This is a genomic window from Kribbella sp. NPDC043289 (assembly GCF_056436705.1).
Window position 1 is genome coordinate 2,273,597 of the sequence record NZ_JBWKCB010000001.1, and the last position, 25,179, is coordinate 2,298,775.

Consider the following 25,179-nt stretch of genomic DNA (forward strand, 5'->3'; position numbering starts at 1 on the left):
ACCCCCGGCGTACTCGGCTACTGGACTACTCGAGCTACTTCGCGCCGGCGTTGGTCATCTGGCGGAGCTCCTTCTTCAGTTCGGAGATCTCGTCGCGGTAGCGGGCGGCGACCTCGAACTGGAGCTCGGCGGCGGCGTTGTGCATCTGGTCCGTCAGCTGCTGGATCAGATCGGCCAGATCGGACGACGGCAGGCCACCGGCCAGCTCCTTCGCCTTCTCGCCCGCCTTCGCCTTGCCGCCACCCGGTACCGGGGCCTTGCCGCGGGACTGCGTGCGGCCGGAGCCGAGCAGCTCCGCGGTGTCCGCGTCCTCGCGAGCCAGCATGTCGGTGATGTCGGCGATCTTCTTCCGCAGCGGCTGCGGATCGACACCCTGCTCCTCGTTGTACGCGATCTGCTTCGCGCGCCGCCGGTTCGTCTCGTCGATCGCCAACTCCATCGACGGGGTGATCTTGTCGGCGTACATGAACACCTGGCCGGAGACGTTTCGCGCCGCACGGCCGATGGTCTGGATCAGCGAGCGGCCGGACCGCAGGAAGCCTTCCTTGTCGGCGTCCAGGATCGCGACCAGCGAAACCTCGGGCAGGTCCAGACCTTCGCGGAGCAGGTTGATACCGACCAGGACGTCGAACTCGCCCATCCGCAGCTCACGCAGCAGCTCGACGCGGCGCAGCGTGTCGACCTCACTGTGCAGATACCTGGTCCGGATCCCCATCTCCAGCAGGTAGTCGGTGAGGTCCTCGGACATCTTCTTGGTCAGCGTCGTGACCAGCACCCGCTCGTCACGCTCGACCCGGAGCCGGATCTCGTGGATCAGGTCGTCGATCTGCCCCTTGGTCGGCTTCACGATCACCTCGGGGTCGACCAGACCGGTCGGCCGGATGATCTGCTCGACGTACCCGTCGGACTTGTCCTGCTCGTACTGCCCCGGGGTCGCGGAGAGGTAGACGGTCTGACCAATCCGCTCCAGGAACTCCTCCCAGCGCAGCGGCCGGTTGTCCATCGCGGACGGCAGCCGGAACCCGTGCTCCACCAGGGTCCGCTTCCGGGACATGTCGCCCTCGTACATCCCACCGATCTGCGGGACGGTCACGTGCGACTCGTCGATGACGAGCACGAAGTCCTCGGGGAAGTAGTCCAGCAGGCAGTGCGGCGCCGTCCCAGGCTCGCGCCCGTCGGTGTGCCGCGAGTAGTTCTCGATCCCCGAACAGGTCCCGATCTGCCGCATCATCTCGATGTCGTACGTCGTCCGCATCCGGAGCCGCTGCGCCTCCAGCAGCTGCCCGTTGCGCTCGAGCTCGGCCAGCCGCTCCTCGAGCTCGGCCTCGATCGAGGTGATCGCCTTCTCCATCCGCTCCGGCGCGGTCACGTAGTGCGTCGCCGCGCCGATGTAGAGCTCGTCCTCCTCGCTCAGCACCTCACCGGTCAGCGGGTGCAGCGTCATCAGCCGCTCGATCTCGTCACCGAAGAACTCCACCCGGACGGCGAGCTCCTGGTACACCGGGAAGACCTCGAGCGTGTCGCCGCGGACCCGGAAGGTGCCGCGAGTGCCGGCCAGGTCGTTGCGCGCGTACTGCACCCCGACGAGCTGGCGGAGCAGGCCGTCGCGGTCCATCTCCGTGCCGACCTTCACGTGGATCATGCGGTTCAGGTACTCGTCCGCGGAGCCCAGGCCGTAGATGCAGGAGACGGTCGCGACCACGACCACGTCGCGCCGGGTCAGCAGGGACCAGGTGGCCGAGTGCCGGAGCCGCTCGACCTCCTCGTTGATCGAGGAGTCCTTCTCGATGTAGGTGTCCGTCTGCGGGACATACGCCTCGGGCTGGTAGTAGTCGTAGTACGAGACGAAGTACTCGACGGCGTTCTCGGGGAAGAACTGGCGCAGCTCGTTGGCGAACTGGGCGGCCAGCGTCTTGTTCGGCTGCAGGATCAGCATCGGGCGCTGCACCCGCTCGGCCAGCCACGCGACCGTCGCGGTCTTACCCGTACCCGTCGCGCCGAGCAGGACCACGTCCTGCTCGCCCGCGTTGATCCGCCGCTCGAGGTCCGCGATCGCGGCCGGCTGGTCACCGGCCGGATCGAAGTCCGACACCACCTTCAACGGGGCGACCATCCGCTGGAGATCCGACACCTGTCTCATGCCCACCACCGTACGGCGCCGCGCCGACAGTTTCTAAGAACCCCAGCTCAGAAGCTCTTGACCAGGGTGTTGTTCATGTAGATGAGCTCGTTCACCCGGCGTTTGTAGACCCGGGTCTCGAGCCCCGCGTCGCTCGCCGTCGTCCGGTCGAACTGGTCCTGGTACGCCGTCACGAAGCCCTGCATCGCGACCTTCTTGCCGTTCTTCGCGACCCAGACGCCGGTGTACGAGAGCGCGTAGCAGGCCTTGATGTTCGGGCTGGCCGCCTTGCACTGGACGCCCTTACCGATCCGGACACCCTGCATGCCGTTGGACTCGACGTCGACGAGGTGCTCCGCGAAACCCTTCGCGTCGTACAGCTCGGTCTGGCGGACCCAGTAGTACCCGTCGATCAGCCCGCGCGCGTTGAACTGCTGCAGGATGTAGTTCTTCCCGCCCTTGGACTTGTCCCAGTCCGGCAGCCAGCCCTTCGCGGGCGTGAACCAGACGCCCCAGCCGACCTCGACGCCGACGTCGTTCGCGCCCTTGGAGTCGTTCGGCGTCGGGGTCGGCGACGGCGTGTACATGGTGCCGACCGGGTTCGGCGTCTGCTGCGACGCCGGCTTGTCGTCCCCGCCGCCGTTGACGAGCAGCACCACTCCGGTCGCCACCAGCAACGCCGCGACGATCGCACCGGCCATCAGGATCCACGCCGTCCGGTTCGACTTCTGCGGCCGGTTCGGGCGCGTCGGCCCGGGGCCCCAGGCACCGGGACCACCAGGACCACCGGGGCCGCCCGGGCCACGGGGGGCGGCGGGCGCGGGCGGCGGGCCCGGCTGGGTGCCGTACTGCTGACTCATGGCTGTTCCTCGCGGTAGTTCTGGGGATCCGTCACAGGCTGTCGAGCACGGACTTCTTCATGATCGCGGCGTCCGCCTCGGCCTTCGGTGCGAAGTCGACCCGGGTCCGGAAGTCCAGCGCGGTGACCACGTTGTCCTTGCGCCGGTACACCTCGACCGAGCCCTTGACCTTCACGTCCTCGCCCTTCTCCTTGACCGTGGACGTGTAGTCGATCGCGACGCACTCCACCAAGACGTCCTTGGGGCACGGCAGGTTCCGTACGTTGCCGAGTTGCGCGACCTCTTCCTCGGTCTCGCCCTCGACGATCCCGAGCAGGTACGCGTTCGCGGTGACGTTCTGCTTCTGGCGCACCCAGAAGAACGCCCGCGCGTTGATGTTGTCGTTCGGCGGGTAGGTCGCGACCTGCTTGCCCTGGGTCTCCTTGGTGACCACGGTCCAGCCCTGCAGCGGCACCAGCGAAACCCCGAACCCGACCGGGAGCGCGTTCGGCGGCGGCTGGTACGACGACTTCGGGGCGGTCGGCGTACCGGTCGTGCTCGGCGACGGAGACGGGTCCGCCTTCTTGTCGCCGCCGGACAGCAGCACCAGCGCGACCGCGACCAGCACGACCACGATCACGCCGGCACCGATCGGGATCATCAGCGGCGGGATCTGGAACTTCTTCTTCTCGGGCGCGGGCCGCCGCAGCGACGGCGGCCCGACCTTGTCACCCCAGGCCGACGACGTCTCGGTCGCAGGCCCGGACCCCGGACCGGAACCGGGACCTGGCCCCGGACCGGGTCCGGGGCCAGGTCCGGACGCCTGGTCGCCCCACGGCGACGGCGGCGGCTGGACCTCGAGGTTCCACGGCGACGGCGGGAGCTGGTTCTCCGGCTCGTCGGCCTCCACCTCCGGCCCGGGTTCGTTCACCCAGGGGTTGGCGCCGCCCTTGTCGCGCTTGCCGCTCACTGACTCTTGACCACCGACAGCAGCATCGCGTCGGAGTCCGTCCGGATCGACGCCACCTTGTCCTTGCGCCCGTACACCCGGATGATCGTGATCACGCCGTCGTTCCGCTCGACCACGCCGACGAAGCCGACCACCGGCATACTGCCGTTCTGGCTGGTCGAGACCGCGTCGAAGTTCTGGGTGGTGACGACCTTGACCGGCGTCTTGTCGTCCGGCCCCGGCTTGGTCACCTTCGGATCGCCGGTCTTCACCGAGGACAGGTCCTTGGTCTCGGCCTTCAGCAGCTTCGGCAGCACCGTGTCGGTGGTCTCGCCGTCCTCGGCCTTCCAGGCGTTCACCATGAAGTACGCCTCGCCCTGCTTCAGCAGGTAGACACCGTTGAACCCGTCCAGGCTCTTCCGGATGTACCCCGGCTGCGGCTTCACGTAGACGCCCTCGGCGACCTCGATGCCCTCGTCACCGCTCGACGGCTCGGTGCTCTGGCCGGTCGTCGGCTTCGTGGTCGGCTGCCCTGTCGGCTGCGTCGTCGGGGTCGGGCTCGGGTCGGCCTTCTTGTCGTCGCCACCGAAGACGAACGCCAGGATGACGCCGATCACCGCGACGACCACGAAGCCACCGCCGGCGAGCAGCAGGGTCTTGTTCGGGCCGCTCTTACGCTGCGCCCGCTGACCACCCTGCTGGCCGCCCCACGGCTGCTGACCGCCGTACTGTTGCTGCTGGCCCTGATACCCCTGCTGGTACTGCTGCTGGCCGGGGTAGCCCTGTTGCTGCTGCTGGTACTGCTGCTGACCCGGGAAGGTCTGGCCCTGCTGCGGGTACTGGCCCTGCCCCGGCTGCTGCCCGTAACCCGGCTGGCCGTGCTGCGGCTGCTGGCCATACCCAGGCTGGCCCTGCGGCTGCTGCCCGTACCCAGGCTGCTGGCCGTACCCGGGCTGGCCCTGGGGCTGCTGCCCGTAGCCAGGCTGACCCTGCGGCTGCTGACCCGGCGGCTGCTGGCCTGGCCGACCCTGCGGAGCGGACTGCCCCGGCTGACCGCCGTACGGCTGCTGTCCGCCTTGGCCGCCGTACGGCGGCTGCTGGTTGCTCATGCCTGCGTCTCCCCAGTCGTCGCTTCGTACCCACTGGCGCCGATCGGTGCCGCCACCCCGCGAGCGGACTTCGGTACCGAACGGACCGAGTTGCCACAGGCGGAGCAGAAGTCGGACTGCGGGAGCAGCGGCATCTCACAGCGCGAGCAGAACGCCAGGTCGCCGGACGCGTGGTTGGAGCCACCGCGCGCGGCCGACTCCAGCGCCGCCTCGAGCAGACCCGTATGGAGCACGGTCCGGACCCGGATGATCAGTGCGCCGAGCAGCGCTAGACCCCAGACGACACCGAGGACCGAGCCGATCGTCGAGCCATGACCGCCGACGAAACCGAGCAGGTAGACACCACCCTGGAACAGCGCGTTCACCACCATCGCCTGGATCAGAGCGGCGACCCAGCGCGGCGTGAACCCGTCGTACCCCTCGCCGAGGCCGGAGAACTCCGCGCCGGCCAGACCGGTGGCCGAGCCGTACACGAGCGGCTTGATGAAGCCGTGCAGCAGCACGATCGAGATCCACGTGCCGGCACTGCTGCCCGGACCGGCGAAGCCGCCGCTGATCCAGCCCCAGTGCAGCACGAGCGTCTCGAAGCAGGCGTACCCGACACCGGCGACCACACCGAAGGTGAAGCCGTCCATCAGGTCGTCGTACCGCGGCCGCGAGGCCAGGTAGAGCGGGCCGATCTGCCGGATCAGCTCCGACACCACCGGCACCAGCAACAGCAGGATCAGCAGGTCCCGCACGGACGGACCGGCGCTGTTTCCGCCGATCGTGTCCAGCGAGAGCGCCAGCTTGTCCTTCCACAACCAGGTGAAGACAGCCGCCAGTACGCCGGTCAGCACGAACGCCGCGGCGACGACCGGGACCGGCTCGTCCTCCCAGAGGTTCACGTCGTACAGATAGATGATGTAGACGATCGGGATGGCGAAGGCCGCGATCATGATGGCGACCGGCAGCGCGCCAAGCGCGGCGGTCAGGACGGTCAGCAGCAGGGCCAGGCCCAGCGCGACCTTGTAGGTGTACGGCTGCTTGCCGGACCCCTGGGGCATGATCGTCGAAACCAGTTTGAACGACGCCACCGGCTCATCTGGCCTGGCGGCGTACGCCTTCTTGCGCTCGGCATCCCCGGTCCGCATGTCGTTGCCACAGTGGTGGCAGAAGTGCGATACCTCGGGGACGTCAGAGCTGCAGCGCGGACAGACCACGCCATCCTCCCAACCTCGGACGTCCGGACCGGCGCGGGGCGCGCCGTCGGTGGCCGGCCGGGACGCGCAGGGTCGCACCGGGCCGAACCGGGACAGATTCTCTAACAGCCGGTCCCGGAATCATCATTTACCGCGCAAGGGTCACCTTTTCGTGTCCGGACCGTGGCCTTGACGGTCCGCGAGTGTGGCCCACACCTCGTCCAGACGGCGGTCCAGGTCGACCAGGCTGCCGGAGTTGTCAACGACGACGTCCGCGGCCGCGAGCCGGTCGTCCCGGGAGGCCTGGCTGGCGATCCGTCGCTTCGCTTCCTCGTCAGCCATGCCGCGCTGGGCGGTGAGCCGCTCCACCTGGACCTCGACCGGTACGTCGACCACGAGAACCAGGTCGAACGTGCCCGCCTGACCGGTCTCCACCAGCAACGGGATGTCGTGGACGACGATCGCGTCCGGCGCGGCACCTGCCTCGATCTCGGCCGCCCGGGCGCGGACCCGGGGATGAATGATCGCCTCGAGCTTCCGCCGCGCGGGCTCGTCGCCGAACACGATCTGCCCCAGAACCGGCCGGTCAAGGTCACCGTCGGCCGTCAGTACGCCGGGCCCGAACGCGGTCACCACCTCGGCCAGCCCGTCGGTCCCCCGCGCGACCACTTCACGCGCGAGTACGTCGGAGTCGATCACCACGGCCCCTCGCGCGGCAAGGCGCGACGACACCGCACTCTTCCCGGCACCGATGCCCCCAGTCAGTCCCACTCTCAGCACGCCTGCACCCTATCGACCCGCTCCGGGCGGCCGATGAGCCACCGTCCCGAACCATGGAGGGCCAGGGGGAGAGAAGGGCCGGTCAGACGTGCGAGACCCCCGCACCCGGAACCGGATGCGGGGGTCTCGAAGGGTCGAACTGATCAGCCCTGGCCGGTCAGCTTCTCGCGGAGCGCCTGCAGCGCCTCGTCGGAAGCGAGCGCACCCTCGACGGGAGCGTCGTCCTTCGGGGCAGCAGCCGAGGAGTACGTCGAAGCCTCGCCGGCCTCCACGTCGGCCGTCTTGGCCTCCTCGATCTGCTTCTTGTGGGCCTCCCAGCGCGTGTGGGCCTCGGCGTACTGCCGCTCCCACTCCTCACGCTGCGCGTCGAAGCCCTCGAGCCACTCGCCCGTCTCCGGGTCGAAGCCCTCCGGGTAGATGTAGTTGCCCTGGTCGTCGTACGTCGCCGTCATGCCGTAGAGCGTCGGGTCGAAGTCGTCCGAGACCGGGTCCACACCCTCGTTCGCCTGCTTGAGCGACAGCGAGATCCGCCGGCGCTCGAGGTCGATGTCGATGATCTTGACCATGACGTCGTCGTTGACCTGGACGACCTGCTCCGGGATCTCGACGTGCCGCTCGGCCAGCTCGGAGATGTGCACCAGACCCTCGATGCCCTCCTCCACGCGGACGAACGCACCGAACGGAACCAGCTTGGTGACCTTGCCGGGCACGATCTGGCCCATCTGGTGGGTCCGGGCGAACTGCTGCCACGGGTCTTCCTGGGTCGCCTTCAGGGACAGCGAGACACGCTCGCGGTCCATGTCGACGTCCAGCACCTCGACGGTGACCTCCTGGCCGACCTCGACGACCTCGGTCGGGTGGTCGATGTGCTTCCAGGACAGCTCCGAGACGTGCACCAGACCGTCGACGCCGCCGAGGTCCACGAACGCACCGAAGTTGACGATCGAGGAGACGACGCCCTTGCGGATCTGACCCTTCTGCAGCTGGGTCAGGAAGTTCATCCGCACCTCGGACTGGGTCTGCTCCAGCCAGGCACGGCGGGACAGGACCACGTTGTTGCGGTTCTTGTCCAGCTCGATGATCTTCGCCTCGATCTCCTGGCCGACGTACGGCTGGAGGTCGCGGACCCGGCGCATCTCGACGAGCGAGGCCGGGAGGAAGCCGCGGAGGCCGATGTCCAGGATGAGTCCACCCTTGACGACCTCGATGACGGTACCGGTGACGACGCCGTCCTCTTCCTTGATCTTCTCGATCGTGCCCCAGGCCTTCTCGTACTGGGCGCGCTTCTTCGAGAGGATCAGGCGGCCTTCTTTGTCCTCCTTCTGGAGAACCAGGGCCTCGACGTGGTCGCCGACGTTGACGACCTCGTTCGGGTCGACGTCGTGCTTGATCGACAGCTCGCGGGAGGGGATCACGCCTTCGGTCTTGTAACCGATGTCGAGCAGGACCTCGTCCCGGTCGACCTTGACGATGGTGCCCTCGACGATGTCGCCGTCGTTGAAGTACTTGATGGTCTGATCGATCGCCGCGAGGAAGTCTTCCTCCGACCCGATGTCATTGACCGCTACCTGCGGGGTGCTGCGAACTGCGGGGTCGAGGGGAGCCTCGATGCTGGCCGTCATGTGGTGGGTTGCTCCGTGGACTGGTGGTGTCGTGCGGTCGCGCCATGTTCCTTTGGATCGCACCAAACCGCGGGATTGCCTGAAGACGACAGATTCACCACCGACTGCTGCGAGTCACGAGCCTGCTCGGTCCGAGGTCGCGCGGGCCCATAGCGCATCTCACAGAATACCGGGCTTGACGGAGACAGCACAACCTGGGGCACCCGGTACCTCCCGGACGCCCGCCGAGTGCTTCTCGACGTACCACTGATCTCAATGTACGACGTCCACGCCAGGACGGCCGCCGGCGAGTGTCCTGGTGTCCGCCATCCGGGAGGCCAGGCGGTGCGCCGCGGCCGCGACCTCGTGCTCCGCGGCCCGCTCGGCCAGGTCCAGCAGCGCCCACAGATCGGCCGCCCGGCCGAGGTCCACGAGCGGTTCTCCCAGGCCCAGCCCACGGAGCGGGTCCAGCACAGCCCGGGCGAGCACCGGGTCCTCGTTGAACCGCAGCAGGTTGCCCAGGTCGGCGTACGGCGATCCGGCGTGGCTGAACTCCCAGTCGATCAGGCCGGTGATCCGCGCCGTACCGGGGTCGACCAGCAGGTTCTTCGGGTTGAAGTCGCTGTGCACGAGGCAGACGCGGTCGACGCCGCCGTCCAGGAGGTCCTCTGCCTCGGCGATGACGGTGGTGAAGCCGTCGCCCAGGTTCAGGTTCAGTCCTGCGACGTACTCCGTCAGGTCGCCGAGTCCGAACGGCTCCACGCTGAGCTCACTGCCTCGGAACATGCCGGCCTGGAGGAATGGCATACCGCTCAGCCGCGCCAGCAACTCCCCCAGCTGCGTACCGACCGTACGGCGTTGCTCCGCTGTCGCTGTCTCCAGGAAGACCTGCAGGTTCACCCCGGGCAGCCGCTCGGTCAGCAGGTACGGCGGGTCCTCGTACGACCCCTCCCGCTTCAGCTCCAGCACCTGTGGCACGGGCAGCAGCCCGCGGACCAGCTGGAGCAGTGCAGCGTCGACAACGGCCCGCTCCGGGTCCTTCACATAGAACTTCAGTACGGCGTCCTCACCGCCCGCGCTGACCGCGAACGTCTGCCCGCCGTACCCACCCGTCAACGGAACGGCACTGGCTGCGAAGTCGCTCATGGCCCCGACACTAGAGTGTGGCGCGTGAATGAGCCGGTACGGGTTGAGCTGACCGAGGTGGAGACCTCGCGGGCCAGTCGTACGTACTGGGACGCGGTGGCTCATGAGTACTTGGCGGAGCACGGTGAGTTCCTCGGTGACGACAGGTTCATCTGGTCGCCCGAGGGCGTCGACGAGGAGTCGGCGCAGCTCCTGGGACCTGTCCGCGGCAAGCGCATCCTCGAGGTCGGCTGTGGTGCGGCCCAGTGCGCCCGCTGGCTGGTGACGCAGGGCGCGAACGTGACTGCTTTCGACATCTCGGTCGAGCAGCTCCGCATCGCCAAGACCCTGGACGAGCGCACCGGCACCCCGGTCCGCACGGTCGCCGCAGACGCCGTCGCACTCCCCTACCGCGACTCCACCTTCGACATCGCCTGCTCGTCCTTCGGCGCCCTCCCCTTCGTCGCCGACGTGGGTACGGCGTTCCGCGAGATCGCGCGCGTACTGAAACCAGCGGGCCTACTCGTCTTCTCGGTGACCCACCCGTTCCGCTGGACGATGCCCGACGACCCGTCACCGGCCGGCCTGCGGATCACCCACTCGTATTTCGACCGGACGCCGTACGTCGAGGTCGACGCCTCCGGTACGCCGGTGTACGCCGAGCACCACCGCACCACCGGCGACTGGATCCGTGAGCTCACCGGCGCCGGGTTCGTCGTCGACGACCTGCTCGAGCCGGAGTGGCCGGCCGGACACGAGCTGATCTGGGGCGGCTGGGGTCCCGAACGCGGGCAGTTCGTTCCCGGTACGGCGATCTGGACCGCTCACAAGGGAGCGGGCGGATGACCCGGTTCCCGGCAGTGGACGGGCTGCGTGTGATCGCCGCGCTGGCGGTGATCGTGTCGCAGGTCGGGCTGCAGACGCACGCACCCTTCGCGGGCGTGGTGTCGCGGTTGGATGTCGGTTGGGCGATCTTCTGTGCGGTGTCCGGGTTCCTGCTCTACCGCCCTCACGTGCTGGCGTGGTTCTCCAGCACCGAGCCGCCGCTGACGTTGCCGTACCTCCGTGGGCGCGCGCTGCGCATCCTGCCCGCGTTGCTCATCACCGTGGTGCTGTCGCTGGTGTTCGTCGAGCACCCCGCGACGACGCCCCTCAAGTGGGCTGTGCTGACGCCGTTCCTCTTCTATCTGCTCCTGCCCGGTCTGGGCAGGCTGCTGACCGGGTACGAGCGGCCCACGCGCCGGAGCGTCCAATGGCGGCTCCTGGTCCTGCTTGGCCTCACGGTCATCGGTCCGGTCTGGATGGCCGCGGTCACGGCGACCGATCAGCCGGATGCCGGCCTGTGGCTGCCCGGGTACCTCGGCTGGTTCGCGGTCGGTATGGGGCTGGCACTCTGGCAGGTGGCCCGCGCCACAGGTCGGCTCGGACCGTCCACACTCGACGCACTGACCAGAGTCCCCGGAACGCTCTGGGGAATCGCCGCCGCGCTCCTCCTGGTCGCCGCGACCCCGATTGCCGGACCGTACGACCACTCCATCGCCACACCGGCGCAGGCACTCATCAAGAACCTGCTCTACACGGTCATCGTCGCCTGCGTGCTCTTCCCGATCCTGACGCCGACGGCAGGCACAGTCCGTCTCCTCGGCAGTCGCCCGGCGCAGATCGCTGCCCGACTCTCGTACGGCGTTGTCGCGTACCAGTTCGTCGTACTAGGACTGCTCAAAGAACCGTTCGCGCTCCAGCTACCTCTGACGCTGCTGCTTTCGGTAGTGCTCGCAGCGGTCAGCTACCGCTTCTTCGAGCGGCCAGTGGTGCGTTTCGGCATGCGACGGAAGAACACCGCCGTCGCCAAGACCGACAGCAGCGCGACGAACCCGAGCAGCAGTCCGGCCCGGTAAGTCCGGTCGGGCATGAAGCCGGCCGTGACCGCCTGCTCCGGACCGGCCGGCAGGATCCAGCCCTGCTGCCACCCGCCGACGCGGATCGGCGTGAGCTTCCGCCCGCTGCCGTCGTACGCCTCCCAGCCGTCGCTGTAGTTCTGCGCGATCGTCAGCACGGACTGCTCGGCCGCACCCGGCACCTCGGCCGTCAGCGCGGTCGGGCTCGGACGCCAGACGTCCACGCCCTGCACCGGTGTCACCGACACGTCGCCGAACCCTGCCTTCGCCAGTGTGGTCTCGGTCGGCACCAGTCCACCGTTGGCCAGCACCTCCACCTTGTGATGCCCGGACCGCAGCGGGAGGGCCGGCGCCGGAGCACACAGGCTGAACGACACCGGTCGTCGCTGCAGCAGCTCCCGCATCGTCGCCGCGACCTCGGTGCGAGCCTGTACGCCGTCCACGCGGACAGCCGGCCCGTTTCCGCAGTACGACGGCACGCGGCGGTTCGGGTCGACGGCCTTGCGCAGTTCGTCCGCACCGAGCACCTCGATCTCGGTCACACCGACCGGGCTGCGCCGGGTGTCCTGCAGCGGTTTCGTCGCGGTGAAGTCGATCTGGATCGTCCGCGCGGGACGGGCGGTGAACTGCACGGACCCGTCGGCACCGACCGTGAGCCGGACCGGGGAGCCGCCGTCGAAGCGCAGGCTGACCTCGGCCGGCCGGGAGCCGTTCAGGTACGCGTCGGACCCGAACCGCAGCCCGTGCACCTCCCTTGCCGTCGGCAACTGCAGCGTCAGGCTCGGCGTCGGGTCGTCCGGACTCGCCGTCCAGCTCGTCCCCGGGTCACGGTCGACGGCCGCGCCGGGCCGCCCCTCCGGTGCGCTGACGGCCCGCGAGGACGCGGTGGCGGTGATCGCTCCGGGTACGGCGAGCAGCCGTTCCAGCGTCTCGCCGTCCTGCGGCAACGCCGTCCCACGGACCTGGTACGACGCGGCTTGCGGCAGCTCCACGCTCCGGGACAGGCCGTTCGGCTCGTCCGAGACCTTGGCCTGGTCCGGATCGCACACCGCGCGCGTACCCACGTGCAGGCAACTGGACCGCCCGATCCCCCGGTTCGACAGCACCACTGCGCTCGGCTGCTTGCCGCCCGCCTGGTCGGGAGCGTCGGTCGCGATCTGCGGCAGCCCATCGAGCTTGCCGTCCGCGTCCGCGCGCAGTACCGCTCCCCCGTCACCACCGAGCGCGGTCACCACGGTCGGTACGTCGTCAGCCGTGCCTCCGACTGCCACGAGCCGCGACTGCGGGATCAGCCGCCCCGCTGACGTCGCACCGACGTCGTAGATCTCGACACTCGGGTACGGCAGGCGGGTCTGGCCGGCCGGACCGAAGTACGCGACCCGCGCGATGCCTGCGTCGGCCAGGCTCTCGTGGATCGCCAACGCCGGCGCGCCGTCCGCGACGTCGTTGCGCACCACGACGTAGCGGACCCCGTTGCGCGTGAGCTCCTGCCGCAGCGTCTGGTCGCCCACACCGGAGTCGACGCGGCTCTTCACGTCGTCCGTGAACCCAGCCATCGGTCGGTCGACGAGCGCGGCGAGCGGTTCGGTCGCCGTCGACAGCAGCAGGACACTGCCGGGAGCGGACTGCGCGTCCAGCCAGGCCGCTGCCTCGTCCCAGTGCTTCGGAATCGCTGCCATCGCTGCGTCCTGCCGCATGAACACGACTGGCACGGCCGCAGCCACTGCCACACAGGTGACCAGGACAGGTACGACGCGGCGGTGAAGTCCTCGTGAGACCGACACAGTGGCCAGCCGCCGTAGGTAGTGCGCGACGACAAACGCCAGCGGCATCCCGACGACCACGCCGGCGACCGGTACCCACCGCGGTGCTTCAGGCGCAGCGCCGTACCGGATCAGCAGCGCGAGTGGGACGAGCCACCAGATCGACGCCGCGACGACGAAGCCGAGCCAGCCCAGCCCGAGCCTCAGCTTGCGCTGCCGCACCAGCCAGACCGCCGGTACGACGAGTGTGGCTGCGCTCGCGACCGGATTGGCTCCACCGATCAGTGCGAACGCCACAGCGGACCAACTGGCGCGCCACCAGCCGGACCGGACCCGTGATGAGACCAGAGGCATCAGCACCCACGGAGCCATCGCCATCGGCCACACCTCGATCGGGAGCTCACCGAACGTCCGCGGCACGACGGCGTAGAGGAGAGCGGCGACGAGGCGCGTCCATGGGACGCCGTACTGCAGGACATTGCAGAGCTTCCACATGCCGAGGAAGGCGACGCAGACGACCAGTGACCACCAGAGGCGCTGTGTGACCCAGTCCGGCACGGACAGTGTGTCGAGCAGCCAGTGGAAGGGACCTATGGGGAACAGATAGCCGTAGGCGTCGGTTTGCAACTGCCCGAATGCGGTGTGTGGGTCCCACAGATGCAGAGCGCGAGACAGGACGCCGCGCGGGCCGGCAGTCAGCTCGAGCCTGCTGTCCGGGAGAACTTTGCCGGGTGACTGCTGGAAGCAGAGCGCGATCAGAGCCAAGCATCCGAGCACCAGTCGTGCCCGCCAGACCACTTGCTCCGAACTACCCGCTTTCAGCCTCCTCACCGGCGGGACACTAACGGATCCGGCAGGTCCCCGACGGCATCGTTGCCGTACCGTGAGGTCCGGCAACGTCATCGAACGATCCGAGGCAGCGGCAGTATGACTTCTGGCACCACCCCGACGCCGCAACCGCAGGCTCCCCGCACCTCCTTCCTGCGCAGTGCCACGGTCGTCGCCGTCGCGATGGCGATCATGAACATCGCCGCCTACGGATTCACGCTGATCGCGTCCCGCCGGCTGATGCCGGAGCAGTTCGGAGCGATAACGGCGCTGCTTGGCCTACTGCTGATCGGCAACGTCGCGTCACTCGGTCTGCAGGCCACGGGCGCCCGTCAGCTCGCCACTCACACCGGTGAGGGCGCCAAGGAGCTCGCCGACGCGACGCTGCGCGCGGGCCGCCGGTCCGCACTCGGTCTGACGCTGCTCAGCATCGTCATCACCCCGCTGTTGATGTGGCTGCTGAACATCGACTCCTTCGTCGCGATCGTGCTGCTCGCCCCGACGCTCGGCGGCCTGACGCTGATGGGTTCGCAGCTCGGCGTTCTCCAGGGCAGCCAGCGCTGGACCGAGCTCGCCGCGGTCTACACCGCGAGCGGCATCGGCCGTCTGGTGCTCGGAGGGGGCGCGCTGGTCGTGCACCCGTCGCTCGACTGGGCCATGGCGGGTCTCGCTGTCGGTGCCGCCGTACCGGCTCTGCTGGGTCAGTTCTTCCTGCGCGGATCAACCGGCGCGACCCACAAGGAGATCCGGGAGGTACTGCGGGAGACCGTGCACGGCACGCACACCCTGCTCGCCTTCTTCGCGCTCGCCAACGCCGACGTACTCATCGCGCGCGCTCTGCTCGACGAGAAGGACAGCGGGTACTACGCGGCGGGTCTGATCATCGCCAAGGCCTGCCTGTTCCTGCCGCAGTTCGTGATCGTCCTGGTGTTCCCGTCGCTCGCCAACTCCCCCGGCGACACCGGCCGGCTGCGCCGCGCGATCTTCGCCGTCGCGGGCCTGGGAGCCTGCGCCGTGGCCGGGACGCTGATCCTGCCCGGCCTGGTCGTCGAGGTGATCGGCGGCAAGGAGAAGTACGCGCCACTCGGTCCCTACACCTGGCTGTTCGCGGTCGCCGGTTCCGCGTACGCCGTACTCCAGCTGGTCGTGTACGCCGCGATCGCGCAGCAGGAGAAGCGCACGGCGCTCGCCATCTGGATCGGGCTGGTCGTTCTCGTGGTGGCCGCCGTGATCGTGCTCGGCACCGGCGCCGCCACCGGTCTGAACGGGGTGAAGGTGCTGGCCGGTATGACCAGCACCTGCGCCCTCGTGCTCGCGGCCGGCCTGGCGACCGGCCTGCACCGCCAATCGAGCTAGCTCACCACAGGCTGGACTTCGAGAAGCGCCGCGCGATCGTGTTCGCCATCACCAGCAGCGCGAGACCGATCACCGACCGGAACAGCCCGATCGCCGCGGCGTAGCTGAACTGCGGCACCTGCGACGCGAAGCCCAGCTTGTAGACGTAGGTGTCGATGACTTCCGACGTCTGCAGGTTGAGCGTGTTCTGCAGCAGCAGGACCTTCTCGAACCCGCCGGACATGATCGACCCGATGCTCAGGATCAGCAGGATCACCGCGACCGGCCGGATCGCCGGCAGGTCGATGTGCCAGATCCGTCGCAGCCGGGACGCGCCGTCGACGATCGCCGCCTCGTGCAGCTCCGGCGAGACGCTGGTGAGCGCGGCGAGGTAGATGATCGCCGAGAACCCCATCGTCTGCCACGCGCCTGACCAGACGTACAGGTGCCGGAAGTAGCTCGGGTCGCTCAGGACGTCGATCGGCCCGATCCCGAAGTGCCCGAGGACCTGGTTCAGTACGCCGCTGTTCGGGTCGACGATCACCACGATCAGGCCGACCACGACCACCGTCGAGATGAAGTGCGGCGCGTAGGTGATCAGCTGCACCGACCGCCGGAACCAGCGCCGGCGCGCCATGTTCAGGCCGAGCGCCAGCAGGATCGGCGGCCAGAACGTCGCCAGCAACTCGTAGGTGTAGAGGATCAGCGTGTTCTTCAGCAGCCGCCCGAACTGGTACGACTCGACGAACCGCTCGAAGTGCTTGAAGCCGACCCACCGGCTGCCGAAGATGCCGTCGATCACGTTGTAGTCCTTGAACGCGATGATCGCGCCGTACATCGGCCAGTAGGCGAACAGCGCCAGCCAGATCAACGGCAGCGCGAGCATCACGTACAGCTGCCAGTGCCGCCGCATCCGCGCCCCGAACCCGAGCGCCTCCTTCTTCTGCCGCGTCGAGCTGTGCGCGGGAGTACGACGTACCAAGGTGTCTGTAGCCATTGCGCGTCAGCCCTTCAGTGAGCCGACCATGGCCCCCTTGACGAAGTGCTTCTGCACGAAGGGGTAGATCAGCAGTGGCGGAATGGTGGCGATCACGATCAGCGAGTACTTCAGCTGCTCCTGCAGTTCCTTCATCCGGATCAGCTCGGCGGTGTCGCGGACCTGGGACGGGTCGAACTGGTTCTGGATCAGGATCTGGCGGAGCACCATCTGCAGCGGGAACAGGTGCTCGTTGGTCAGGTAGATCAGCGCGCTGAACCAGGAGTTCCACTGGGCGACCGCGTAGAACAGCAGGTTCACCGCGATGATCGGCTTGCTCAGCGGCAGCACGATCCGCCAGAAGAACCCGAAGTCGGTGCAGCCGTCGACCTTCGCGGCCTCGTTGAGTTCCTCGGGGATCGTCGACTGGAAGAACGTCCGGGTGATGATCATGTTCCAGACCGCGAGCGCGCCCGGCAGGAGGATCGCCCACCGGGTGTTCATCAGCCCGAGCCGGTCCACCACCAGGTACGTCGGGATCAGCCCGCCGCTGAACATCATCGTGAACACGAACAGCCCCATGATCAGGCCCTTGCCCGGCAACCCCTTCCGGGACAACGGGTACGCCGCGAGCAGGGTCAGCGCGGTGGCGATCAGCGCACCACCGATCGCGTAGATCACCGAGTTGCTGAAACCGCTGACGATCGAGTCGTAGTCGAAGATCGCCTTGAACGCCTCGGTGCTCCAGCCCACCGGCCAGAGCCAGACCTTGCCCGAGACAACGTTCTTCGGGTCGCTCAGCGACGCGCTCAGGACATAGACCAACGGGTAGAGGACGGCCAGCGTGAACAGGCCGAGGGCGGTGTAGTTGCAGATCGACACGATCCGGTCGGACCGGGTTTCCTTCACCGGAGCGGGCGCGCCACCCGGTGTGGCGGTTGCGGTGGCCATCAGATCACCCCTGGTAGGTCTCGTAGGCGGCTTGCTGGATCTCCAGGTAGGGCTTCAGTCCGATCCGGTTGATGCGGTCCTTGTAGTCGTTCCACTGGCCGTCGTCGTTCGGGTCGAGCTTCCCGGTGACGAACTTCGCCAGTGACGTGGTCACCTCACCCTTGAGGTTCAGGCCGATCTCGGCGTCCTGCGCGGCTTGGTCGGCCTCCAGCGTGACCGGCGGGAACTGCTGCTCCATCGGCTGCTTGTGCGGGAACAGGTAGTCCCGGCTCTGCTCGTACAGCGGCGACTCGAACGTCGGCTTCGTCGGGTTCACCCGCTCGGCCAGCCGGAAGTCGCCCGAGCGGTACATCACGCCGAACTGGTCCCAGGTCTTGCCCTTGGTGGCGTCGGTGTTCCAGGAGTCGTACCCGTAGATCGACTGCTTGCCGTTGATGCCCTTGTCACCCTTCGCGGACCAGCGGATGTCCGGACCGGCGTACGAGCGGAGCACGACCTCGAGGTCCATCTGGTAGTCGGCCCAGCGGACCAGCAGGTCCGGGCGCTTGCACTTGCGGGTGACGACGAGGGTCGACACCTCGAGGCCGACCTTCAGGTAGTCCCACGGCGCGACCTGCACGCCTTCCGGTCCCTTGAGCGGCTCCATCGTGCGGTACTGCCGCCAGCGGGCGTTCGGGTCGGACAGGTCCAGCGTCATGCACGAGCCCCAGTAGTAGACGCGGGCGCCACCGAGGATCGGGCCGCCCGGGTTGTCGCCGTACCGCTTGATCTGGTCCTCGTTCGCGGTGAAGATGTCCTTCGCCAGCAGGCCGTCCTGGTACAGGCCGTGCAGGTACTTGAGGCCTTCGCGCCACTCGTCCTTCAGGTACGAGACGCCGACCTTGCCGTCGTCGACGACCAGCCACGGGTCGCCCGGGTTGTAGACGAACGCGTTCATGAAGTAGGTGTCCAGCGGCGCGTCCTTGTAGCCGCCGAACGGGATGGTCTTGCCGTTGCCCGCGAGATCGGCCTTCTTGAACGCGGTCAGCGCCTCACGGAACTCGTCGGTCGTCGTCGGCATGTCCAGACCGACCTTGCGCAACCACTCGGTGTTCAGCAGCGCGCGGCCGTTCGACGCGCGGCAGTGGTAGCAGTCGTTGATGTCCGGGAAGCTGTAGATGCCCTTGTCCGGCGACACCATCAGCTTGCGCGCCTCGGGGTAGTCCTTCATCGCGTGCTGCAGGTTCGGCGCGTACTTGTCCAGGTACGGGTTCAGGTCCACGAACAGGTTCTGCGCGCCGTACAGGTAGAGCTGCGAGCGGGTGAACGTGATCCCGAGGAACGCGTCCGGTACGTCGCCCGCGGCGATCATCGCGTTGACCTTCGTCATCGTCTCGGCGTCATTGCCCTTGCCGGCCACCTGGCGCCACTGGATCCGGATACCGGTCTGCTGCTCCATCCAGCGCGTGAACTCGTTCTTCGCCCAATCGCCGACCGTCAGGCTCTGCGGTACGACGATGGTGAACGTGGCCGGTTCGGTCACGACCGCGCGGCGCTCGCGGGCCCGCGGGCCGACGTACCCGGGCGGGTAGTTGATGCCGGTGCGCTCCCGGCCGAGCTCGGTGGGCGGCGCACTCAGGCTGTCCGCGGCGGCACCGGTCGCGGCCGCGCCGGAGCTGCAACCACTCAGCAGGCCACTGCCGCCCGCTGCCGCGATCCCGAGCGCTCCGGCGACGACTGCCCGTCGTCTCACCGGAGTGGTCCTCAGGTCTTCCCGCATCCCGCCTCCCGATGCTGATAGGGGATATCCGATAGGATCTCGGATCTTTGCCCGGGAGGATGACATAGATCAGGACGCTACGGAAGAGGTCGGCGGTCACCGACCGAAATCGGCCGACCACTGTCCGGATCTTGCATGAAAGCGTTTACCGCTGAACGTTTCACCCGTACGTTTCTTGCAAGCGCTGGACGGGTCAAGCTGTGGGGAGGGTGGTCTTCGTGAGCTCTTCGGAGATGCGCCAGATGTGCTCGGCGTCCGCGCGGCTGCGGAGCGGTGGGTACAGGCGCTGCTCTGCCGGACCTCCGCCGAGCTGACCCAGGCCGCCTGGCCCGTAGAAGGTGCCTGCTCCGGTCGCGGCCATCAAGGCCGGGAGCTTGGCGCTATCGACCGTGCCGATCAGGATGCCGCGGGCCGAGAGTGCCCGGATCAAACGAACCTGCGGCGTGTCCTGGCTACGGCCGAGCTCGGGGCGCGAGCGCGAAGTGACCCAGGTGGTTGGTGCCGAACTGCAGCTCGAACCCGTCGGCCGTGGCCTGCCGGTTCGGTGGTGTCATCACGCCCGCGTTGTTGATCAGCAGGTGGACCGGCTGTCCCTCGTCGCGCAGACGTTCGCCGAGGGCCGCCACGGACTCCAGCGACGACAGGTCGAGGCTGCGCAGCGACACGCTCGCCTCCGGCACCGTTCGCCGGATCGCGGCGATCGCGGCCTCGCCCTTGCGCGGGTTGCGGACGGGCAGGACCACCTCCGCCCCGGCCGCGGCCAGCCGTGTTGCCATCCCGAGCCCCATCCCGTCGCTCGCGCCGGTGACCACGGCGCGCTTCCCCGACAGGTCGGGAACGCTGATGTCGATCGGCGTACGTCGCATTGGTTCTGCTCCTTCTCGTGGTGGTCCAAGTAGCGCCCAGTACCGATCCTCGGTCGGCAGCGAAGCGGTAACCACGGCCTCCCGATCCCAGGCTCGTCACATCACGGGGGGATCGGCAGTCCGTGGCTAGCGCGGCCCGCAGACGGTAGAAACGAGGCAGCACCCCGAGGAGGAGAGGCGTCGTGATCGATCGCACCGGGCTGGCGGAGTTCCTGCGCCGCCGTCGCGAGCTGCTGCAGCCGGAGGACGTCGGCCTGCCGCGCGGACAGCGCCGCCGGACGAGCGGGCTGCGGCGCGAGGAGGTGGCCGTGCTGTGCCACATGTCGACCGACTACTACTCGCGCCTCGAGCGGGAACGCGGACCTCAGCCGTCCGAGCAGATGATCGCCTCGATCGCGCAGGGGCTCCACCTCTCGCTCGACGAACGCGATCACCTGTTCCGGCTGGCCGGGCACAACCCGCCGACCCGCGGAACGACGAGTGAGCACATCAGTCCCGGCCTGCTCCGCATCCTCGACCGCCTCGACGACACCCCGGCGGAGATCGTCACCGAGCTCGGCGAGACGCTGCGGCAGACCACGCTCGGCGTCGCGCTCACCGGAGACACGACCAGCTACACCGGCCCGGCCCGCAGCATCGGGTACCGATGGTTCACCGACACGAGCACGCGACAGCTATACGCCCCGCAGGACCACCCGTTCCTGACGCGCATGTTCTGCTCTGGCTTGCGGCAGGTCGTCACGCTCCGCGGGCCGGAGTCCCGCGGAGCGGAGTACGCCCGGCTCCTCCTGGAGCAGAGCGAGGAGTTCCGGCGAGTGTGGGACGACCACGAGGTCGGCGTCCGTCCGAACGACGTGAAGCGCTTCGTCCATCCCGAGGTCGGCGCGCTGGAGCTGACCTGCCAGTCGTTGCTGGATCCGGAGCAGTCACACCGCTTGCTCGTCTACACCGCCCATCCCGGCAGCGAGAGCTACGAGAAGCTGCAGCTGCTGTCCGTGATCGGAGCGCAGGCAATCCACTGACAGCATTGATCGCTCCGGCGCCGGTAGGGTCGGGCGTATGCCGACCCCGAAGTTCATCCTCGACCTGCGCGAGAAGATCGGGCACGACCTGCTCTGGCTCACCGGCCTCACCGCGGTGGTGCTGAACGACGCGGACGAGGTGCTGCTGGTACAGCGCGCGGACAACGGGCGCTGGTCCCTGGTGGCCGGGATCCTCGAGCCCGGGGAGCAGCCGGCGGTCGGCCTGATCCGCGAGATCCAGGAGGAGACCGCCGTCGAGGCAGCCATCGACCGCCTGGTCAGCTTCGAGTCACTCCCGCCCGCCAGCTACCCGAACGGCGACCAGGTCCAGTTCCTCGACATCTGCTTCCGCTGCCGGCCGCTCAGTGGCGAGCCCAGGGTCAACGACGACGAGTCCCTCGACGTCCGCTGGTGGCCGCTGAACGACCTACCCGAGCTGACGGACCGGGAGCACACCTGCATCAAGCACGCCCTCTCCCCCGACCCGACGCCGGTCTACATCACGCCCGAAGACTGACCTGCAGCTCCCGGAGCCAGCCCTCGCGGATCGCCGGCTCCTTCGTCAGCAGCTCCGCGAGTTGCCGCCGTACCTTGGCGGACTTTCCCGCCGCGACCACCCGCACCGCCTCCGCGAGCGCCATCCGTGTCTTCTCGTCACGCCGAGGATCCGCGACCTCCGGATCCGACCACCTGGTACGCCGGAACGAGGCGGCCGTCTTGTACTGGTAGTCACCGAAGTACGACCACAGGCGCCCGTCCAGCGACACGTTCCGAATCGCCGACGCCGGCAACTCGCCCGCGAAGTCGGCGTGCTGCTGCCAGCGCCACGTGTTCGGGCTGGTCTTCGTGCGTGGCGTGATCCCGACGAACCGGAGCAGTCGCCGGATCACGTCCCACTGCGCGTGCTCGTCCTCGATCCACCGGCGGAGGACGGCGTACAGGTTCTCGAAGGTCGAACCCTGTGACACCAGGTCGACGAAGACTGTCGGCCGGCCGCGCATCAGGTCGGACGGCGCGAGACCGGCAGCAGCCAGGTTGGTGCGAAGCTGGCAGAGCTCCGCGCCGGTGACGGCCCGCCCGTCCATGCCGAACAACGACAGCGGCAGCGGGTGCAGCCGTGAGCTCCACGCGGTGTCCGCCAGCGCGCCGCTCAAGAGGTCGAACAGGCTGTCGACCGAGCGGCCGACGAAGTACAGCTCGCCGTTGCCGCATTGGCCGAGGACCCGGGCCGCACAGCGGACCAGGTCCTCGAGGAAGAACAGCTCCCACACCTCGACGTCGTCGAGTAGCGAGCCGAGGTGGTCCGGCCGGATCAGGTCCCAGCGAAACGGCCGGATCGGCTCCACGGTGCTAGTGAGCGGCCTCGTGCCAGGTGCGGCCCACGCCGACCGAGACGTCCAGCGGGACGGCCATGTCGACCGCGTGGCCCATGTCGTGGCGGACCAGCTCCTCCAGCGCCTCCCGCTCGCCGGGCGCGATCTCGAAGACGAGTTCGTCGTGGACCTGGAGCAGCATCCGGGACTTCAGGCCGGAGCCGCGCAGCGAACTGTCGACCTTGAGCATCGCCATCTTGATCACGTCGGCGGCCGAGCCCTGGATCGGGGCGTTCAGCGCCATCCGCTCGGCCATCTCGCGCCGCTGCCGGTTGTCGCTCGTCAGGTCCGGCAGGTAGCGCCGGCGGCCCAGGATCGTCTCGGTGTAACCCGTCTTCCCGGCGTCGATGACGATCGACCGCAGGTAGTCCCGGACCCCGCCGAAGCCCTCGAAGTACTCGTCCATCAGGCCCTTGGCCTCGTCGACGCCGATCTTCAGCTGCTGACTCAGCCCGTACGCCGAGAGGCCGTACGCGAGCCCGTAGTTCATCGCCTTGATCTTGGCGCGCTGCTCCTGGGTCACGTCGGACGGCTCGACCGAGAACACCCGGGACGCGGTCACCGAGTGGAAGTCCATCCCGGAGTTGAACGCGGCGATCAGACCCTCGTCCTTCGACACGTGCGCCATGATCCGCATCTCGATCTGGCTGTAGTCCGCCGACATCAGCGACTCGTTGCCCTCGCCGACCACGAACGCCTGCCGGATCCGGCGGCCCTCCTCGGTGCGGATCGGGATGTTCTGCAGGTTCGGCTCGGTGGAGCTCAGCCGGCCGGTCGCCGCGATCGTCTGGTTGAACGTGGTGTGGATCCGGCCGTCCTTCGGGCTGATCGTCTTCAGCAGCCCTTCCACCGTCTGCCGCAACCGGGTCGCGTCCCGGTGCGCCAGCAGGTACGCCAGGAACGGGTGCTCGGTCTTCTCGAACAGCGCCTGCAGCGAGTCCGCGTCCGTGGTGTAACCGGTCTTGGTCCGCTTGGTCTTCGGCATCTGCAACTCGTCGAACAGCACCACCTGCAGCTGCTTCGGCGACCCGAGGTTGATCTCCTTCCCGATCACCTCGTACGCCGCGGTGGCCGCCTCGCGCACGCCGGTCGCGAACCGCTCCTCGAGCTCCTGCAGGTACGGCCGGTCGACCGCGATCCCGTCGCGCTCCATCGAGGCGATCACCTGGATCAGCGGCAGCTCGACATCCGCGAGCAGCGCCGTACCGGCCTGCTTCTCGAGCTCGGCGTCCAGGGTGTCGGCGAGATCGGCGATCGCACGGGCACGCAGCATCGTGTGGTCGGCGGCCGGGCCGCCCTCGACGTCGTCGAAGCTGAGCTGGCCGTTGTCCGCCTCCTCGTTGCGCAGCTCGCGCTTGAGGTACCGCACGGTCAGGTCGGCGAGGTCGTAGGCACGCTGGTCCGGACGAACCAGGTACGCGCTGAGCTGGGTGTCGGAGCTGAGGCCGCCGAGGGTCCAGCCGCGCTCCAGGAAGCCGAGCAGCGGACCCTTCGCGTCGTGCAGCGCCTTCGGGTGCTTCTCGTCGGCGAGCCAGGCCTGCCAGGCCGACTCGTCGTCGGGGGTCATCGTGGTCGGGTCGAACCAGGCCGCCGCGCCGGACGTCTTCGCCAGCGCCAGCCCGGTGATCTGACCGGTGCCGCCGCCCCAGCTGCCCTGCACCGCCACGCCGACCCGCTCGTCGCCGCTCACATGCTCCTTGAGCCAGGCCGCCACCTCGCCCGGCTTCAACTGCGTGCCGTCCAGGTCGAAGCCGTGGTCGACGGTCGCGTCGACTTCCTCGTGCTCGGCGACCAGCCGCTCCCGCAGCACCCGGAACTCGAGGCTGTCGAACAGCGTGTGCACCTTGTCCCGGTCCCACGGCGTGCGGGCCAGGTCGTCGACCGTGACATCCAAGCTCAGGTCGCGGACCAGCTCGTTGATCTGCCGGTTCCGGATCACGTCGGCGAGGTGCTCACGCAGCGACTCGCCGGCCTTGCCCTTGATCTCGTTCACCCGGTCGACCACGTCGTTCAGCGAGCCGAACTGGTTCAGCCACTTCGCCGCCGTCTTCGGACCGACCCCGGGAACGCCCGGCAGGTTGTCGCTCTGCTCCCCTACCAGCGCCGCGAGGTCCGGATACAGCCGCGGGCCGACGCCGTACTTCTCCTCGATCGCGGCCGGGTCCATCCGGGCGATCTCGGACACGCCGCGCTTCGGGTAGAGCACCGTGACGTTCTCGTTGATCAGCTGGAAGGAGTCCCGGTCACCGGAGCTGATCAGCACCTCGAAACCCTGCTCGTCGGCCTGGGTCGCGAGCGTCGCGATGATGTCGTCGGCCTCCCAGCCGTCGATCTCCGTGGTCGGGATCCGGAGTGCCTCCAGCACCTCCTTGACCAGCGAGATCTGCCCGCTGAACTCGTCCGGCGACTTCGACCGGCCGGCCTTGTACTCCGCGTACTGCTCGGTGCGGAAGGTCTTGCGGGAGACGTCGAACGCGACACAGATGTGGGTGGGCTGCTCGTCGCGGAGCATGTTGATCAGCATCGAGGTGAACCCGTACACCGCGTTGGTGTGCTGACCGGTCGTAGTGGAGAAGTTCTCCACCGGGAGCGCGTAGAACGCCCGGTAGGCCAGCGAGTGCCCGTCCAGCAGCAGGATCCGCGGCCGCCCGGTGCCCGGGGCCGCGGTGTCCCCTGTGGACGGAGCTGTCATCGTCGTCGTATCC

Annotated in this window: 21 protein-coding genes; 5 read left to right on the forward strand and 16 right to left on the reverse strand. The window is 68.4% G+C overall.

Going from position 1 to position 25,179, the window contains the following annotated elements:
* Positions 1 to 34: 34 nt before the first annotated feature.
* The 8 genes from uvrB to AC0662_RS10860 form a co-directional block, all read right to left on the reverse strand.
* Complete coding sequence (gene uvrB / locus AC0662_RS10825) at positions 35 to 2,140, reverse strand: excinuclease ABC subunit UvrB (protein ID WP_478299947.1); 2,106 nt, start codon at positions 2,138 to 2,140, stop codon at positions 35 to 37.
* Positions 2,141 to 2,187: 47 nt separating this feature from the next.
* Entirely contained in the window at positions 2,188 to 2,979 is a 792-nt protein-coding gene (locus AC0662_RS10830; RefSeq protein WP_478299949.1) for a hypothetical protein, read from the reverse strand.
* A 31-nt stretch (positions 2,980 to 3,010) separates the two neighbouring features.
* On the reverse strand, positions 3,011 to 3,928 hold the full coding sequence (locus tag AC0662_RS10835) for a hypothetical protein (RefSeq protein WP_452193992.1): 918 nt from the start codon (positions 3,926 to 3,928) through the stop codon (positions 3,011 to 3,013).
* On the reverse strand, positions 3,925 to 5,016 hold the full coding sequence (locus AC0662_RS10840) for a hypothetical protein (RefSeq protein WP_452193994.1): 1,092 nt from the start codon (positions 5,014 to 5,016) through the stop codon (positions 3,925 to 3,927). The genes AC0662_RS10835 and AC0662_RS10840 overlap by 4 nt, the downstream gene beginning before the upstream one ends.
* Positions 5,013 to 6,149, reverse strand: coding sequence for a PrsW family glutamic-type intramembrane protease (locus tag AC0662_RS10845; protein WP_452193996.1), 1,137 nt, complete (start codon positions 6,147 to 6,149; stop codon positions 5,013 to 5,015). Before AC0662_RS10845 ends, AC0662_RS10840 begins: the two co-directional genes overlap by 4 nt.
* 210 nt (positions 6,150 to 6,359) lie before the next feature.
* Positions 6,360 to 6,977, reverse strand: a complete 618-nt coding sequence (coaE, locus tag AC0662_RS10850; RefSeq protein ID WP_452193997.1) for a dephospho-CoA kinase — start codon at positions 6,975 to 6,977, stop codon at positions 6,360 to 6,362.
* A gap of 143 nt (positions 6,978 to 7,120) precedes the next feature.
* Positions 7,121 to 8,599 carry a 30S ribosomal protein S1 gene (gene rpsA / locus AC0662_RS10855; RefSeq protein WP_452193998.1) on the reverse strand — a complete coding sequence of 493 codons (1,479 nt, stop codon included), beginning with the start codon at positions 8,597 to 8,599 and terminating at the stop codon, positions 7,121 to 7,123.
* Positions 8,600 to 8,851: 252 nt separating this feature from the next.
* Positions 8,852 to 9,724: a phosphotransferase family protein gene (locus AC0662_RS10860; RefSeq protein WP_452193999.1), complete on the reverse strand. Its 873-nt coding sequence runs from the start codon at positions 9,722 to 9,724 to the stop codon at positions 8,852 to 8,854.
* A 24-nt stretch (positions 9,725 to 9,748) separates the two neighbouring features.
* On the opposite strand from AC0662_RS10860, the gene AC0662_RS10865 reads away from it, so the two are divergent.
* Both AC0662_RS10865 and AC0662_RS10870 read left to right on the forward strand, forming a co-directional pair.
* Entirely contained in the window at positions 9,749 to 10,549 is an 801-nt protein-coding gene (locus tag AC0662_RS10865) for a class I SAM-dependent methyltransferase (RefSeq protein ID WP_452194001.1), read from the forward strand.
* A complete protein-coding gene (locus AC0662_RS10870) occupies positions 10,546 to 11,601 on the forward strand; it encodes an acyltransferase family protein (protein ID WP_478299952.1) in 1,056 nt (351 codons plus the stop codon). The genes AC0662_RS10865 and AC0662_RS10870 overlap by 4 nt, the downstream gene beginning before the upstream one ends.
* Here the strand turns inward: AC0662_RS10870 and AC0662_RS10875 are convergent.
* Positions 11,490 to 14,195, reverse strand: a complete 2,706-nt coding sequence (locus AC0662_RS10875; RefSeq protein WP_478299954.1) for an alpha-(1->3)-arabinofuranosyltransferase domain-containing protein — start codon at positions 14,193 to 14,195, stop codon at positions 11,490 to 11,492. The genes AC0662_RS10870 and AC0662_RS10875 overlap by 112 nt on opposite strands.
* Before the next feature lie 96 nt (positions 14,196 to 14,291).
* On the opposite strand from AC0662_RS10875, the gene AC0662_RS10880 reads away from it, so the two are divergent.
* Entirely contained in the window at positions 14,292 to 15,548 is a 1,257-nt protein-coding gene (locus AC0662_RS10880) for an MATE family efflux transporter (protein ID WP_452194005.1), read from the forward strand.
* 1 nt (position 15,549) lies between these two features.
* On the opposite strand, the gene AC0662_RS10885 is transcribed toward AC0662_RS10880, so the two are convergent.
* The 5 genes from AC0662_RS10885 to AC0662_RS10905 form a co-directional block, all read right to left on the reverse strand.
* Positions 15,550 to 16,524 (reverse strand): ABC transporter permease, encoded by a 975-nt coding sequence (locus AC0662_RS10885; protein ID WP_478299956.1) that lies wholly within the window; start codon positions 16,522 to 16,524, stop codon positions 15,550 to 15,552.
* Between the two features lie 6 nt (positions 16,525 to 16,530).
* On the reverse strand, positions 16,531 to 17,454 hold the full coding sequence (locus AC0662_RS10890) for a carbohydrate ABC transporter permease (RefSeq protein ID WP_478299958.1): 924 nt from the start codon (positions 17,452 to 17,454) through the stop codon (positions 16,531 to 16,533).
* 4 nt (positions 17,455 to 17,458) lie between these two features.
* Positions 17,459 to 19,186, reverse strand: a complete 1,728-nt coding sequence (locus AC0662_RS10895) for an extracellular solute-binding protein (protein WP_452194011.1) — start codon at positions 19,184 to 19,186, stop codon at positions 17,459 to 17,461.
* Positions 19,187 to 19,406: 220 nt separating this feature from the next.
* Positions 19,407 to 19,643 (reverse strand): Rossmann-fold NAD(P)-binding domain-containing protein, encoded by a 237-nt coding sequence (locus tag AC0662_RS10900; protein WP_452194013.1) that lies wholly within the window; start codon positions 19,641 to 19,643, stop codon positions 19,407 to 19,409.
* A gap of 22 nt (positions 19,644 to 19,665) precedes the next feature.
* Positions 19,666 to 20,079, reverse strand: a complete 414-nt coding sequence (locus AC0662_RS10905; RefSeq protein WP_452194015.1) for an SDR family NAD(P)-dependent oxidoreductase — start codon at positions 20,077 to 20,079, stop codon at positions 19,666 to 19,668.
* A gap of 182 nt (positions 20,080 to 20,261) precedes the next feature.
* Here AC0662_RS10905 and AC0662_RS10910 point away from each other — a divergent pair, with 182 nt between their 5' ends.
* On the forward strand, positions 20,262 to 21,101 hold the full coding sequence (locus AC0662_RS10910) for a helix-turn-helix transcriptional regulator (RefSeq protein WP_478299960.1): 840 nt from the start codon (positions 20,262 to 20,264) through the stop codon (positions 21,099 to 21,101).
* Between the two features lie 37 nt (positions 21,102 to 21,138).
* Positions 21,139 to 21,618 carry an NUDIX hydrolase gene (locus tag AC0662_RS10915; protein WP_452194019.1) on the forward strand — a complete coding sequence of 160 codons (480 nt, stop codon included), beginning with the start codon at positions 21,139 to 21,141 and terminating at the stop codon, positions 21,616 to 21,618.
* Here the strand turns inward: AC0662_RS10915 and AC0662_RS10920 are convergent.
* Together AC0662_RS10920 and polA are read right to left on the reverse strand one after the other, a co-directional pair.
* Positions 21,602 to 22,447 (reverse strand): hypothetical protein, encoded by an 846-nt coding sequence (locus tag AC0662_RS10920; protein ID WP_452194021.1) that lies wholly within the window; start codon positions 22,445 to 22,447, stop codon positions 21,602 to 21,604. The genes AC0662_RS10915 and AC0662_RS10920 overlap by 17 nt on opposite strands.
* Before the next feature lie 4 nt (positions 22,448 to 22,451).
* Positions 22,452 to 25,166 (reverse strand): DNA polymerase I, encoded by a 2,715-nt coding sequence (gene polA / locus AC0662_RS10925; protein WP_452194687.1) that lies wholly within the window; start codon positions 25,164 to 25,166, stop codon positions 22,452 to 22,454.
* Positions 25,167 to 25,179: the final 13 nt, after the last annotated feature.